This is a genomic window from Agrobacterium sp. SORGH_AS 787 (genome assembly GCF_030819035.1).
In the GTDB taxonomy this organism is placed as follows: Bacteria; Pseudomonadota; Alphaproteobacteria; order Rhizobiales; family Rhizobiaceae; genus Agrobacterium; species Agrobacterium larrymoorei_B.
Genome location: NZ_JAUTBG010000001.1, coordinates 1,403,489 through 1,416,291 on the forward strand (window position 1 = coordinate 1,403,489; position 12,803 = coordinate 1,416,291).

The window sequence follows — 12,803 nt, forward strand, 5'->3', positions numbered from 1 at the left end:
TCTACTGTGTGTAGGCCTCACGATCAGCATGTACATTCGGCTTTGCCTGTTGTAACAGGTGCCCTACGACGGGCGGCTCGCCGCGCAGGCGTATCTGAGGCGTGGAGCTGGGTTTTAAAAGCGCAGACATGCGTGTGAAATCGCCGATTGGCGGAGTCTCCGACTAGGAGTTCATGGTACAGGACGGATTAAGTTTGAAAGCTGTAATACTCGCTGGCGGTCTCGGTACACGTATCTCTGAAGAGACCCATCTTCGTCCGAAGCCGATGATCGAGATTGGCGGTAAGCCGATCCTTTGGCACATCATGAAGTTGTATTCCGCGCATGGGGTGAATGATTTCATCATCTGCTGCGGCTATAAGGGCTATGTGATAAAGGAGTACTTCGCCAACTACTTCCTTCATATGTCCGACGTCACGTTCGATATGAGCCACAATGAAATGCAGGTTCATCGACGTAACGCTGAGCCCTGGAAGGTGACTCTTCTCGATACCGGCGAGGCCACGATGACGGGCGGACGTCTGAAGCGTGTTCGAGAATACCTTCAAGGCGAGGAGAGCTTTTGTTTTACTTACGGCGATGGTCTTAGCGACGTCAATATAAGTGAGCTCATCAAGTTTCACAAACAACATGGGAAGCTCGCTACAGTGACCGCTGTTCATCCTCCGGCGCGATACGGCGCATTGGCCCTGGCTGGGACAAGGGTCACGGGCTTTGTCGAAAAGCCGCGTGGTGACGGCGGCCTCATTAATGGGGGTTTTTTCGTGCTCTCTCCAAAGTGCTTGGATTTTATTGAGGCGGACAGTTCCCCGTGGGAGGGCGTTCCCATGATCAGTTTGGCAGCCCAAGGCGACCTCATGGCCTTTGAACATGATGGTTTTTGGCAGCCGATGGATACCCTAAGGGAGAAGAATCTCCTGGAGGAACTATGGGCCTCGAACAAGGCTCCGTGGAAAATCTGGTGATCATGACTGGCGTGCTTCCGAATCACAATTTTTGGCGTGGTAAGAATGTCTTGCTCACGGGCCACACTGGGTTCAAAGGTTCGTGGCTGTCGCTTTGGCTGACGGAAATGGGGGCGCATGTCGCGGGGCTCAGTTTGCCCCCGGTGACTGAGCCGAGTCTTTATTCAAAGTTACCCGAACCGTCGAACAGCTATATCGAAGATATTCGCGACAGGTCAGCGCTTCTTAAAATTGGAGAAGCGGGATCGCCTGACATCATCCTGCATTTGGCTGCGCAGGCGCTCGTACGAGCAAGCTACGATGACCCTGTCGGAACATTTTCAACAAACGTGCTTGGGACAGTTAACCTACTGGAGTACACACGATGCCTGCCTTCCGCACGCGTCGTCGTGGTGGTGACGACAGATAAGGTGTATCAAAATCTCGAGCATCCTTTTCCTTATCGTGAGAATGATACTTTGGGGGGGCACGATCCGTACAGTGCGAGCAAAGCGGCCTGCGAACTCGTCGTTGCGAGCTATCGGGAGAGCTTCCTGAAGGGTGCTGGTGTGGCCGTGGCAACAGCTCGTGCTGGCAATGTGATTGGTGGCGGTGACTGGGCGGCCGATCGTCTTTTGCCGGATGCAGTTCGAGCATGGAGCTTTCAGAAGCCCCTTCTCGTGCGACGCCCTGAAGCCAGAAGGCCCTGGCAGCACGTTTTGGAGCCGCTTTCGGCTTATCTGGTTTTGGCAGAACGTCTGTGGGAAACCCCTCAGCTCGCTGGCAGCTATAACTTCGGCCCAGTAAGCCATGAAGCGGCTTCGGTTCGCCAGGTGATTGAGATTGCGCGTTCTGCTTACGGTGAGGGCGAAGTGATCTACGGCGATAGTGCAGACGGTCCGCACGAGGCCGGATGGCTTGCACTGGAGACCGCGAAGGCGCGACATAGTTTAGGTGTTATGCCGAGATGGACGTTGGAACAAGCGATCACGCGCACGATGACATGGTATCGAGATCTAGCGAATGGTGCAGATGCCCACGACCTCTGCAAGGCTGAAATCTCTGAATACGAGGCTGCGGCGTGACGCGGTTCACCATACACGAGTTGCCGCTATCGGGGCTCAAGGTCGTGGAGCGACAAAATCTTGCTGACCCTCGCGGCTTTCTCTCTCGCATGTTCTGCGCAGAGGAGCTAGCCACAGCAGGTTGGACGGCTCCCATTTGCCAGATCAACTTGACTAGGACAATTCAAAAAGGGACCGTACGCGGCATGCATTATCAGCACCCGCCGCATGCGGAGATGAAGCTCGTCAATTGCTTGCGAGGTGCAGTGCTTGATGTCGCTGTTGATTTGAGAAGTGGATCACCAACTTTCCTTCATTGGCACGCGGAACACCTCTCTGCGGACAACCGGCGTTCGATGCTGATCCCAGAAGGTTTCGCTCATGGCTTTCAAGCTCTGACCGATGATTGCGAACTTCTTTATTTTCATTCTGCGGCACATGCGCATGGCTCAGAAGGGGCGCTAAGCGCGCTTGATCCGCGTCTGAGCATTCAGTGGCCTTTAGAGATTACTGAAATGTCTGAACGCGACCGCTTGCATCCGCGTCTCACCGATCAATTCACAGGACTGATTCTATGAAGTGCCGCCATTGCGCCAGCGAGCTTCGCTGTGACTTTCTCGATCTTGGCTTTGCCCCGCCATCAAACGCGTACCTGACAAAAGACGCGCTCTCGAAGCCGGAAGTGTACTTTCCGCTGCGCCTGAAAGTGTGTGAAGAATGCTGGTTGGTGCAGACGGAGGATTATGCCTCAGCAGAGACCTTCTTCAGTTCCGACTACGCCTACTTTTCAAGCGCATCAAGAAGCTGGCTTGACCATGCATCTCGATACACTGACATGATTACGAAGCGTCTCGGCCTATCCAACGAAAGCATGGTTATTGAGGTTGCGTCCAATGACGGTTACCTGCTCCGAAATTTTGTCGCCGCCGGCATCCCTTGTCTTGGCATTGAGCCGACCGACAGTACGGCTGAAGCCGCAGAAGCCCAGGGAATACCGGTTCTGCGAAAGTTTTTTGGGGAGGAACTGGCGAAGTCCCTGGTATCGGAAGGTCGCACTGCTGATCTCATTCTCGGCAACAACGTATACGCGCATGTTCCGGACATCAATGATTTTACGCGAGGCCTCAAGGCGGCCCTCAAAAGCGAAGGAACGATCACACTCGAATTCCCTCATCTGATGGAACTGATCGAGCACAATCAGTTCGATACCGTCTACCACGAGCACTTCTCGTACCTCTCGCTCTTTACCGTGCAGAGAATCTTCGAGCAGGCAGGATTAAGAGTTTTCGATGTTGAGCAACTGACAACGCATGGCGGCAGCCTGCGAATTTACGGATGCCACGACACGGATCAGAGACCCACCCTAGAATCGGTTCAGCAAATTATCGATGAAGAAGCGGCCCGGGGTCTGAGAGCCAAGACTGTTTATGCTGGCTTCCAGCAGAAAGCTGAGGCTGTGAAGAACGACGTGTTGCGCTTTTTGCTGCAAGCCAAACAGGATGGCAAAACTGTAGGAGCATACGGTGCGGCGGCGAAGGGTAATACGCTTTTGAATTTTGCGGGCGTCAAGCCGGATTTGTTGCCTTTCGTTTGCGATGCAGCGACGGCAAAACAGAATAAGTACCTACCTGGAAGCCATATTCCTGTTGTTCATCCAGATGCGATGAAAGAGAGGAAGCCAGATTACGTGGTTATTCTGCCATGGAATATTGCGGGGGAAGTAACGGAACAGTTATCGTATTTGACCAAGGAGGGAAGTCGGTTCGTGACCGCGGTGCCGACGCTTTATATATCTTAGACACTTACTCTGTAGCTCTGTCCTCCACGCGTAAGCAAAAGCCGCCATACGACTGCGAAAACACGAGTTTGCCATTCAGATACTCGTCCACACGGAACTGATTATTTTGAGAAAGAAATGATTGAAGCGCTGTAAGGGGGTCATCACCTTTCTTGTATAGTTTTGATCGACGGATTGTGTCTGGTTCATCAAGGCGGCCAAGGATGGTATTGGTGACAACGAGGTAACACCCGGATGTAACGAGTTCAGAGTAGAGTCTGCATTCAGCCAGAACATGTTCGTATGAGTGATCGCTGTCCAATACGACCATTACACGTGAGTCGCTTTGGATTAGTTCTTTAACCCTGCTGAAGGTAACAGGGTCAAGCGAGTTTCCCTCGACCAGCCGGACTTTGTGGGAAAGCGGATGATTTGTTATCGTCTGTCTATTATGAGGGCGCACGTCGATATCGACGCCGACAACAACCGAGTTTGGGTTACCGAGCGCAGATAAAACTGAAGCCATGAAGATCACGGAGCCGCCACGCGCCACACCAACATCAACGATTACGTCGGGCTTCGTAGACCAGATTGCCTCTTGGGTTGCGACAATATCGGGAGGTATTTGTATGATTGGTACGCCCATCCAGCTCCAAAGATAGGAGTAGTCGTAGTCGTTCAGCAGCTTAAAGAGACGAACCGAATCTTCCTTGATGTGGCCATCTTGGCCTAATTGTAAAGTTTTGTTCCTCAATTTTTGGAGGAACTCGTTTTCATCGTCAATGCTCATCGTACTTTGGCTCTATTGTGAAGGTAAAAATCGTTATGCGTAGCAGGACGTTACTAGCATGCGCGGATGGTCCCGTAGGCAAAACCCTAGTTGAGTGGATGAGTACCCAATTTCCGGGCGTGCTCTCCTTGGTCGTCACCACATCACAGAACGACATATTTCGATACTGCGAAGCGCGTGGTATCGCGGTTGAGGAACTTGGTGGGCGTACGATAGAAGAGATAGTCTACTCTTCGCTCGGGACAAAGGTGGATACCGGTCTCTTGCTCTGGTGGCCAAACATCCTCAGAGTTTCAGACATAGATGTTTCAAATCAAGGATTTATTAACACTCATCCCAGTCTTCTGCCGCTTCATAGAGGAAAAAACCCCAACTTTTGGGCTTTGAAATGTGGAGAGCCATTTGGTGTCTCGCTACACTTCCTCGGTAGCGGAATCGATGATGGGGACCTCATTGCGCAGCGGCAGATTTTCTACGACTGGACAGACAATGCCGAGACCCTTTATCGCAGAGGCCAACAGGAAATGGTCGATCTGTTCAAAGCGACATTCCACTCAATTTTATCGGGAAATCCGGGAAGAATTAAGCAAAGTTTGGAAACCGGCAATTTCCATTATGCGAGAGAAATGGAAGAAGCTAGCTTTCTTGATCTAAACTCAGTTCAGCCAGTCAAAGATACCTTAAACCTTCTAAGAGCGCGGACTTTTTCAGGACACCCATCTTGCTGGTTTGTTGACGATCAAGGAGAGGAATATGAGGTGCGCGTGACGATCCAGAAGCGATCACCTTTGGATCGTTCATCTTGAAAAACTAAACGGCGTCAGTCGTCGTTTTACGAATCAAGTAGCCCCCTGGTGACGAAGAAAGAACCAGCTTGCCGTTGATGACAGGATCAACTTCAAACAGGTTACATTCGCCCATAAAATCTTGCACGGCCTGAAGGGGTTCATTGCCCTGGAGCCAGACCTTTGAACGTTTTGTGAAAGCTTGTTCAGGCGTCAAATGACCGATCACAGTGTCCGCAACCACCAGATAACAACCTTCCGTAACCAACTCCCCGTAAGCGCGACACTCGGCCAGGACATGATCTCGAGAGTGGTCGCTGTCAAGAACGACCATTACTCTCGCGCCCGGAGGGATTTGTTTTTTGACTTCTACGAGCGTTTCTGCGTCTACCGAGCCACCCTGGATCAAGGTAATATGGCGCGACAACGGATGGCTTTCTATTGCTTCTCTATTGTGTGCCCGAATGTCGATGTCTACACCGACAATTTTACCGTCGGTCTTGCCCATGGCAGCGAAAAGCGAAGCCATGAATATCAGCGATCCACCACGTGCAACGCCTGTTTCGATGATGACATCGGGCTTGGTATTCCAGATCACTTCCTGCGTTGCCATGATGTCAGCAGGTGCTTGTATAATGGGTAAACCCATCCAAGACCATTGATAAAAGTAGTCGTACTTATCAAGCATGATAAGTGTATCTATTGACTGACGAAATGCCACCTCATCTTTGCCAAGCGCCAGAGACATCTTTTTCTTGTGTTCTTCGAATTCCAGGCGATCGTCTTTTACGGTCATTGCGTCATATCCCTGCCGATTAGATTAGAAGAACTGAGTTCGGTGCTGTTCCCGGCTCTGTTACCGGCGGCGAGACACCAAATCAAGCACTACATTCGATACTCGGTCGATGTCATCGGAGCTCATATCGTGGTAGCTGGGCAAATTGATCGCTCGTTGCGGAATACTCCACGCATTCAAATTGTAGAGATTGGCGTTCTCACAGTGCTTTTCGAACATCGGCAAGCTGGAAAGAGGATGAAAGAAAACCCTCGCATCAACATCAGCCTCTTGAAACGCTTCTTGCAGATTTTTGGTTGTAATACCCAGTCTCTCAGAAAGGACGACTGTCGGCATCCAAGCTCCATTTATTGTCTCAGCATGCTCCGGGTTTAAAAATACATCTGAAAGAGTGCCGAGCTTATCTTTGTATAAGCTAAGGATCTCTCTTTTACGACCTACAAGCTCTTCGATACGCTCAATTTGACCGCATCCTATTGCCGCTTGTACGTTTGACATTTTGAATTTGAAGCCAATCACGTCCGGCCAAAATTGTCTTGTTTGCCCTCGCGCTCTTCCGTGGTTGCTGAGAGTCAGCACCTTTTCGAAAAGTTCTGCATCGTTCGTGACGAACATGCCGCCTTCACCAGTTGTGACGGTTTTGGTCCCATGGAAAGAGAAGGTACCGAAAAGGCCCATCGAACCGGCTTTTCTATCTCGATTTGATGAGCCAATTGCCTCTGCGGCATCCTCGATGACAGCAATCTTGTATCTCTCGCTTATCGAAAGAAGAGCGTCCATGTCGCATAGATTGCCGTAGATATGGGTCGCCACGATCGCTTTCGTTCGAGGTGTAATTCGCGCCTCGACTTGTGCCGGATCTAGACACCAAGTGTCTGGAAGTATATCAACAAAAATTGGTTTTGCGCCAAGGTGTAATATGGGAGCGGCTGTCGCGATCCAGTTCGTGTCCGCGAGGATAACCTCGTCCCCCTTGCCGACTCCGAGCGCTGCCAGACCCATTTGCAGCGCTCCTGTGCAGCTTGATGTTGCGATGGCGTATTTGACTCCGAGGTAGTCTGCAAACAGTGCTTCGAAGCGATTTATGTAATCATAACATTTGGCGCCCCATCCGGTATCCACGGCATCCGCCGCATATTTCTTTTCGAGATCGGTAATGGAAGGCTTCGTGTAGAAAATTCTGGTCATTTGAGAACGTCTCTATATTTGTTGCGCCAGTCGCCTGGGAAGGCGGGCCACGTCAGTTGCGGCCTCCCCGAGAAAGCCTGCTCACCCAACGACGCAGCTTCCGTTCGAACTTCATGCGCATGAGGGTGACTGGATAAAGAGATAAGTAGCTTAGTTTGAAAGATAACGGGCCAAGGGCCATAAATTGCCGAAGCATCGTCCGCTCAAAAATTGATGGTCGACGCTCTCCTTGCGTTCCGGCAGTCTTAACAGGCGCTGCTCTTTTATAGAGCCGGCTGGCACCAATAGAAAGAACTGGAACTCGTTCAAGGCAATTGGTTAACATCATCACGTCGCCAGGCGCGCCATAACCGGAAAAAATCTCAAAACTTTTGTTAGTGACCACGTGTCTGGGAAAGATCCCGTAAATCACGTTTGCTTTACCGAGGTTGGCAGGCTCCATTGCATATGCCAACTGCCGCCACAATCGGCTTCCTGCATATTGCATCGCTCGACCATTGGCTTGGTGGGCCATCATCTCGCCTTGATACGTTATCATTTGGAGATGGCCAAAGACGATTGCTTGCTCTTTTATTGCTGCAGGTACAAGCTGGGAAAGCCAATCATCGTCTATCCAGTCGTCGTGAGCCATCCACTTGAACAGTGGTGATGATGTTCGTTCGAACACAAACCGAAAGTTGCTCGCTGCGCCGATATTGTCAGGTTGCCTGACATACGTGATACGATTATCAATCCGCGCGAAATGCTCGCAAATTTGTTGCGTGTTATCCGTCGAAGAGTTGTCAGAAATGAAGACTTCGAAGTCTTGAAAGCTCTGCGCCAGTATCGATTCCAGGCATGTCTTGAGATGATCCCCTCCATTATAGACGGGTAGTCCGATACTGATGGTGGGCATTCACTGTCCTCGGCGTATATCCCGCTGTTTTTTGTGATTTATGTTAGATCGGCGTCCAAATCAAAATGCCTTTTCAGGCTTCCACCTAAACACGACCCGAAAGAGTGAATGAACAGCGTTTTCGGCACTTGAAAAATTAATTGGTGCCCCTTGCCGGAATCGAACCAGCACTCCTTTCGGAACCTGATTTTGAGTCAGGCGCGTCTACCAATTCCGCCAAAGGGGCAACTCCGAAGCGTGTCGGTTGGTATGCGGCGGACTACACGAACCACGGGTCTTTGGTCAACCTGTTTTTGTTGAAAACCGCGTTTGATGAAACTTTGCTTGTCTGCCGTGCGAGCGAAGACTCTCAGGATTGCAGTTCGGGTGCGACTGGATTAGAGCGGTGGGGCTTTTCGCCTTCCAGCGTGGCGTGATCCTTCAAGTTCGCGCCGTTTGCTTTGAGGCTTGTGAGGCCTCGTTCGTGGAGTTGCTGCACCTTCTGCGAAGCGATGTGCCTTAGTTTATGCGTGTTCAAGTGGTTTGCAGAATTTGGCATTATGAGGACGATCATGAGCGTAGGTGTTTCAGCAGAAAAAAGCCGGACGGTTTCGGCGTTGCTCGTCACGGCGGGCATGATCTTCACCGTTGGGTCGGCGTTGGGGTTTCAGCATATTGGTGGCTATACGCCGTGCGCGCTTTGTCTGCTGCAGCGTGACCCGTACTATTACGCGATCCCCGTCGGCGTTCTTGCCATTCTCGCCAGCATCTTCAAGCTGCCGGTGGCGCTCACGCGCTTACTGCTTGTCTTGATTGGCATCGCCATGCTCATTGGGCTCGGGCTTGGCGTCTATCATTCGGGTGTTGAATGGGGTTTTTGGCCGGGTCCGACGACCTGTGCGACCGGCGCACCGTCGATTACCACCAATGCCGGCAATCTCTTGAATGATCTCAACGCCATCAAGGCACCGTCCTGCAACGAAGCAGCGTTGCGTGTTCTGGGGCTTTCCTTTGCAGGCTGGAACGTGATCGCAAGCGCAGTGCTTGCCGGCATCGCCTTTTGGGGTGCGAGCCGTAAAAGCGTTTGATCAAAGCGAGATACGGACTTACAGCGCGCCGCGATGTTTGAAGCTTGCGGTTCGCTCTAAGCTTTACGTGTGGATCCCATTATCGCCACAAGCTTTAGAGCGCCGTGCGTCTCATTAGACGTGCAAAGGACGCTCGATCTCTGAGACCGTACGCATCGTACTTTCCGAAAATCAGTTTCGACTTTCGGGCCGATGCCGATTCTGTAGCCGTTGCACGCCGCTTTGGCCGCTCGGAGGTCACGAGCGTCACGGAATTCGCGTCTACCTTTGCCGTCGGAGGCAGTCCTCAGAAAGAATCAGGGCTGCAATTCGGTGTCCCAGTAGAGATAGTCCATCCAGCTTTCGTGCAGGTAGTTCGGCGGGAAGGATCGCCCGTTGTTGTGTAGGTCCTGCACGGTTGGCTGGTAGGGATGTTGGTGCGGGAACATGCCGGCCTGTTTTGGTAGCTTGCTGCCTTTCTTCAGGTTGCAAGGCGAGCAGGCCGCCACGACATTCTGCCATGTCGTCTCTCCGCCATGGGCGCGGGGGATGACGTGATCGAAGGTGAGGTCTTCGCGGGACCCGCAATACTGGCACTCGAACTTGTCGCGAAGGAAGACGTTGAAGCGGGTGAAGGCGGGGTTTCGCGTCGGCTGGACATAGGTCTTGAGGCTGACGACACTCGGCAATCGCATCGAAAAACTAGGAGAGCACACCGCGTGGTCATACTCCGCGATGATGTTCACACGGTCGAGGAAGACTGCCTTGATCGCGTCCTGCCAGGACCAGAGCGACAAGGGATAATAACTCAGTGGCCTATAGTCTGCGTTCAGGACGAGCGCGGGCAGGGCCTGGGGTGAAACTGCAATCGTCAAGGGCGTCTCCTGAGCGATTCTGCATCTACATCTGTATATTAGGTCCGTTGTTACAGGATTGTGAAGCCTCTAAATGAAGCGCGGAAAGAAAGGCGGATTTCAGGCGATCGGTAGCGCATCGCGCCGCGTGATCGAAGCGTAATAGGCCCAGAAAATGCGCGCGGCGACTGATTGCCACGGCGACCAGAAACGCGCCCTTTCGGCGAGTTCGTTTCGGCTTGGACGGACATCCAGCGCGAATGCGTGCATCACGGCGGCCTGAAGTGCCACATCGCCCGCGGGGAAGATATCGGCGTGCCCGCCGCAGAACATCAGATAGACCTCCGCCGTCCAAGGACCGATGCCTTTTAGGGCAGTCAGTTGTTGCATCGCGACGGTTGGTTCGAGGCGGCTGAGTTCGATCAGATCCAGTTCTCCTGCGGCGGCTGCCTCGGCGAGTGACAAGAGTGTCGTCCGTTTGGCATTCGACAAGCCGAAGCTTGAGAGGGTCGCCTCGTCGACGGCAAGAAAACGCTCGGCCGTCATCACGCCCGTTCCCGCCATCATGCGGCGCCAGATGGCATCGGCGCTGGCGCGAGACACCATCTGCGAAACGATGATATGCGCCAATCCGGCAAAACCCGCCTCATTCAGCCTGAGTGGGATAGACCCCGCCTGATCGATCACCGGCTCCAGACGGGGATCGATCAGGCGAAGGGCGGACACGCCCTCATCTATATCGGCCGTTGATTGGATGATCTTCATCTTAGAACCCAGCTCTTAATGACAGCTCGCCGCAAAACGTGGCAGAAGACACCATGACTTTACCCCTTCGTCAAAACTCAGTCTTTCGCTTCGCGCCCAGTCCGAACGGCTCGCTGCATCTGGGGCATGCGCTTTCAGCTTTCCTGAACCATGACATGGCCATCGCGCAAGGTGGGCGCTTTCTGTTGCGCATCGAAGACATCGATCTGACGCGTTGTACCCCTGCCTTCGAACAGAGCATCTATCAGGATTTGCGCTGGCTTGGCTTGAATTGGGAGGAACCGGTTCGGCGGCAGTCGGAGCATTTTTCGCAATATCGTGCAGCACTTGATCGTCTGATCGCGATGGGGCTGGTCTATCCGGCCTTCATGAGCCGGGGAGAGATCAAGGCCTTTGTCTCGGACTACGAATCGACCGGTCGAAGCTGGCCGCGCGATCCGGATGGGGCGCCGCTTTATCCTCCGTTGGACAAGACAAGAGACGTTCAAGACGTCGAAGCTTTGCTCGCCTCAGATGCAAAACATGCCTGGCGGCTTAATATGGATAAAGCCTTGGAGCAGCTTTCTGCGCCTCTCGTTTGGCGCGAGTCGGGTGAGGGCAGCGATTCTAGCGTCGAGGCGGACCCGGCGGCGTGGGGCGACGTGGTGCTATCACGATCCGATGCCCCATCCAGCTATCACCTGTCTGTCGTCATCGACGATGCGGTTCAGGCCGTCACGAAAGTGGTGCGCGGGCTGGATCTCTACCACGCCACCTCCGTGCATCGTCTGCTGCAGTCGCTGCTCGATCTGCCCGTGCCGGATTATCATCATCACCGCCTTATCTTGGGCGTGGATGGGCGGAAGCTATCGAAGAGCGAAGGCAGCACAGGGCTGGCTGTTTTGCGTCAGGCGGGGCTTACGCCGTCAGATATCCGCAGCCTCGTCGGCCTCTAGTGCCCGTCTGAGGCTGCCAGTACGGATGCCCGCCTTCACCACCCGGCGCACTCGGTACTTCATCAGTGCCGCATTCACCTCCGCCCCCAGCATGAAAATGACGCCGATCATGTAGAGGAAGACGAGGACGATCATCACAGAGGCCAAACCGGCATAGGTGGCGGCATAGTTGGCGAAGGTGGCGAGGTAGTATGCAAAGATGGCCGCCCCGATGATCCAGAAGATCATCGTCAGCAGAATGCCAGGCAAGACGTCCCACAGTTTGCGACGGCCCGCTGGCAGCCACAGATGCGCGGCAACCAGGCCCGCGGTCAAAACCACGATAGTGCCGTAGAGACCGAGATTGGAAATCGTCTGCAACACCTCGGTCAGAAGGGGCGAGCGGGTTTCGACAAATTTCAACGCGACGGGAACGGCAACCAGCACGATGCTGATGCCGGCAAAAATGATGACGGCGAGCACGACGTAAAAGAGGCTGAGCAAACGTGTGACGTACCACCACCGGGTTTCGGTGACGCGATAGGCGCGGTTGAGCGAGATGCGGATGGCCTCCACGCCGTTCGAGGCAAAATACGCCGCTGCCAGAACCGAGATCGTCAGCAAGCCACCACGCGGTATCGTCAGAACCTGCTGAACCTGCGCTGCGAGCGGCCCGGCAATGGCCTCCGGCCAGGTATCGAAGATCAGATGAACGGCCGTCTCCGAGAACTGATCGGCGCCGAGGAAACTCGCCAGTGCAGTGCCGAAAATCAGGAAGGGAAAGAGCGCCAACAGGCCAGACAGTGCCACATGGCTTGCCATCGCCCAGCCGTCATCCTCGGCGAAGTGGATATAGGCGTCGAAGGCAACCTTGCGGGCGAGGCTTAAAGCGGCAGCCATATCACCTCCTTGATCAGCATTTCATTCGTAACGTGCAATGAAATATGGAAAATAGGGTTTGAAGTGTATAGCGCCCAAGGCCGTG

General features: G+C 53.3%; 14 protein-coding genes and 1 tRNA gene. 7 read left to right on the forward strand and 8 right to left on the reverse strand.

Features of this window, described 5'->3' with window-relative positions; all coding sequences use genetic code 11:
- Positions 1-194: 194 nt before the first annotated feature.
- The 4 genes from rfbF to QE435_RS06185 are packed head-to-tail and all read left to right on the forward strand — an operon-like array spanning position 195 to position 3,806.
- On the forward strand, positions 195-965 hold the full coding sequence (gene rfbF / locus QE435_RS06170) for a glucose-1-phosphate cytidylyltransferase (RefSeq protein WP_349041141.1): 771 nt from the start codon (positions 195-197) through the stop codon (positions 963-965).
- Positions 929-2,029: a CDP-glucose 4,6-dehydratase gene (gene rfbG / locus QE435_RS06175; RefSeq protein WP_349040626.1), complete on the forward strand. Its 1,101-nt coding sequence runs from the start codon at positions 929-931 to the stop codon at positions 2,027-2,029. The genes rfbF and rfbG overlap by 37 nt, the downstream gene beginning before the upstream one ends.
- Positions 2,026-2,586, forward strand: coding sequence for a dTDP-4-dehydrorhamnose 3,5-epimerase (gene rfbC, locus QE435_RS06180; RefSeq protein ID WP_349040627.1), 561 nt, complete (start codon positions 2,026-2,028; stop codon positions 2,584-2,586). The genes rfbG and rfbC overlap by 4 nt, the downstream gene beginning before the upstream one ends.
- Positions 2,583-3,806 carry a class I SAM-dependent methyltransferase gene (locus QE435_RS06185; RefSeq protein ID WP_349040628.1) on the forward strand — a complete coding sequence of 408 codons (1,224 nt, stop codon included), beginning with the start codon at positions 2,583-2,585 and terminating at the stop codon, positions 3,804-3,806. The genes rfbC and QE435_RS06185 overlap by 4 nt, the downstream gene beginning before the upstream one ends.
- A gap of 4 nt (positions 3,807-3,810) precedes the next feature.
- Here the strand turns inward: QE435_RS06185 and QE435_RS06190 are convergent, their stop codons facing one another.
- Positions 3,811-4,575 (reverse strand): CmcI family methyltransferase, encoded by a 765-nt coding sequence (locus QE435_RS06190; protein WP_349040629.1) that lies wholly within the window; start codon positions 4,573-4,575, stop codon positions 3,811-3,813.
- Positions 4,576-4,673: 98 nt separating this feature from the next.
- On the opposite strand from QE435_RS06190, the gene QE435_RS06195 reads away from it, so the two are divergent.
- A complete protein-coding gene (locus QE435_RS06195; protein WP_349040630.1) occupies positions 4,674-5,381 on the forward strand; it encodes a formyltransferase family protein in 708 nt (235 codons plus the stop codon).
- Positions 5,382-5,385: 4 nt separating this feature from the next.
- On the opposite strand, the gene QE435_RS06200 is transcribed toward QE435_RS06195, so the two are convergent.
- The 4 genes from QE435_RS06200 to QE435_RS06215 all read right to left on the reverse strand — a co-directional run bounded on the left by QE435_RS06200 (position 5,386) and on the right by QE435_RS06215 (position 8,465).
- Positions 5,386-6,156 carry a CmcI family methyltransferase gene (locus tag QE435_RS06200; protein ID WP_349040631.1) on the reverse strand — a complete coding sequence of 257 codons (771 nt, stop codon included), beginning with the start codon at positions 6,154-6,156 and terminating at the stop codon, positions 5,386-5,388.
- Positions 6,157-6,216: 60 nt separating this feature from the next.
- Positions 6,217-7,344, reverse strand: coding sequence for a DegT/DnrJ/EryC1/StrS family aminotransferase (locus QE435_RS06205; protein WP_349040632.1), 1,128 nt, complete (start codon positions 7,342-7,344; stop codon positions 6,217-6,219).
- 52 nt (positions 7,345-7,396) lie between these two features.
- The gene (locus tag QE435_RS06210) at positions 7,397-8,239 is read right to left on the reverse strand and encodes a glycosyltransferase family 2 protein (RefSeq protein WP_349040633.1); all 843 of its coding nucleotides are present in this window, start codon (positions 8,237-8,239) and stop codon (positions 7,397-7,399) included.
- Between the two features lie 141 nt (positions 8,240-8,380).
- Positions 8,381-8,465, reverse strand: a tRNA-Leu gene (locus tag QE435_RS06215).
- 325 nt (positions 8,466-8,790) lie between these two features.
- On the opposite strand from QE435_RS06215, the gene QE435_RS06220 reads away from it, so the two are divergent.
- Complete coding sequence (locus QE435_RS06220; protein WP_349040634.1) at positions 8,791-9,306, forward strand: disulfide bond formation protein B; 516 nt, start codon at positions 8,791-8,793, stop codon at positions 9,304-9,306.
- 296 nt (positions 9,307-9,602) lie between these two features.
- Here the strand turns inward: QE435_RS06220 and QE435_RS06225 are convergent, their stop codons facing one another.
- Together QE435_RS06225 and QE435_RS06230 are read right to left on the reverse strand one after the other, a co-directional pair.
- Positions 9,603-10,160 carry an HNH endonuclease gene (locus QE435_RS06225; protein WP_349040635.1) on the reverse strand — a complete coding sequence of 186 codons (558 nt, stop codon included), beginning with the start codon at positions 10,158-10,160 and terminating at the stop codon, positions 9,603-9,605.
- Positions 10,161-10,259: 99 nt separating this feature from the next.
- Positions 10,260-10,904 (reverse strand): DNA-3-methyladenine glycosylase 2 family protein, encoded by a 645-nt coding sequence (locus QE435_RS06230; protein WP_349040636.1) that lies wholly within the window; start codon positions 10,902-10,904, stop codon positions 10,260-10,262.
- A 53-nt stretch (positions 10,905-10,957) separates the two neighbouring features.
- Between QE435_RS06230 and gluQRS the strand changes: the two genes are divergently transcribed.
- On the forward strand, positions 10,958-11,839 hold the full coding sequence (gene gluQRS, locus QE435_RS06235) for a tRNA glutamyl-Q(34) synthetase GluQRS (protein WP_349040637.1): 882 nt from the start codon (positions 10,958-10,960) through the stop codon (positions 11,837-11,839).
- Here gluQRS and QE435_RS06240 read toward each other — a convergent pair.
- Positions 11,810-12,718: a YihY/virulence factor BrkB family protein gene (locus QE435_RS06240; protein WP_349040638.1), complete on the reverse strand. Its 909-nt coding sequence runs from the start codon at positions 12,716-12,718 to the stop codon at positions 11,810-11,812. The two genes, gluQRS and QE435_RS06240, sit on opposite strands and share 30 nt — an antisense overlap.
- Between the last annotated feature and the right edge of the window lie 85 nt (positions 12,719-12,803).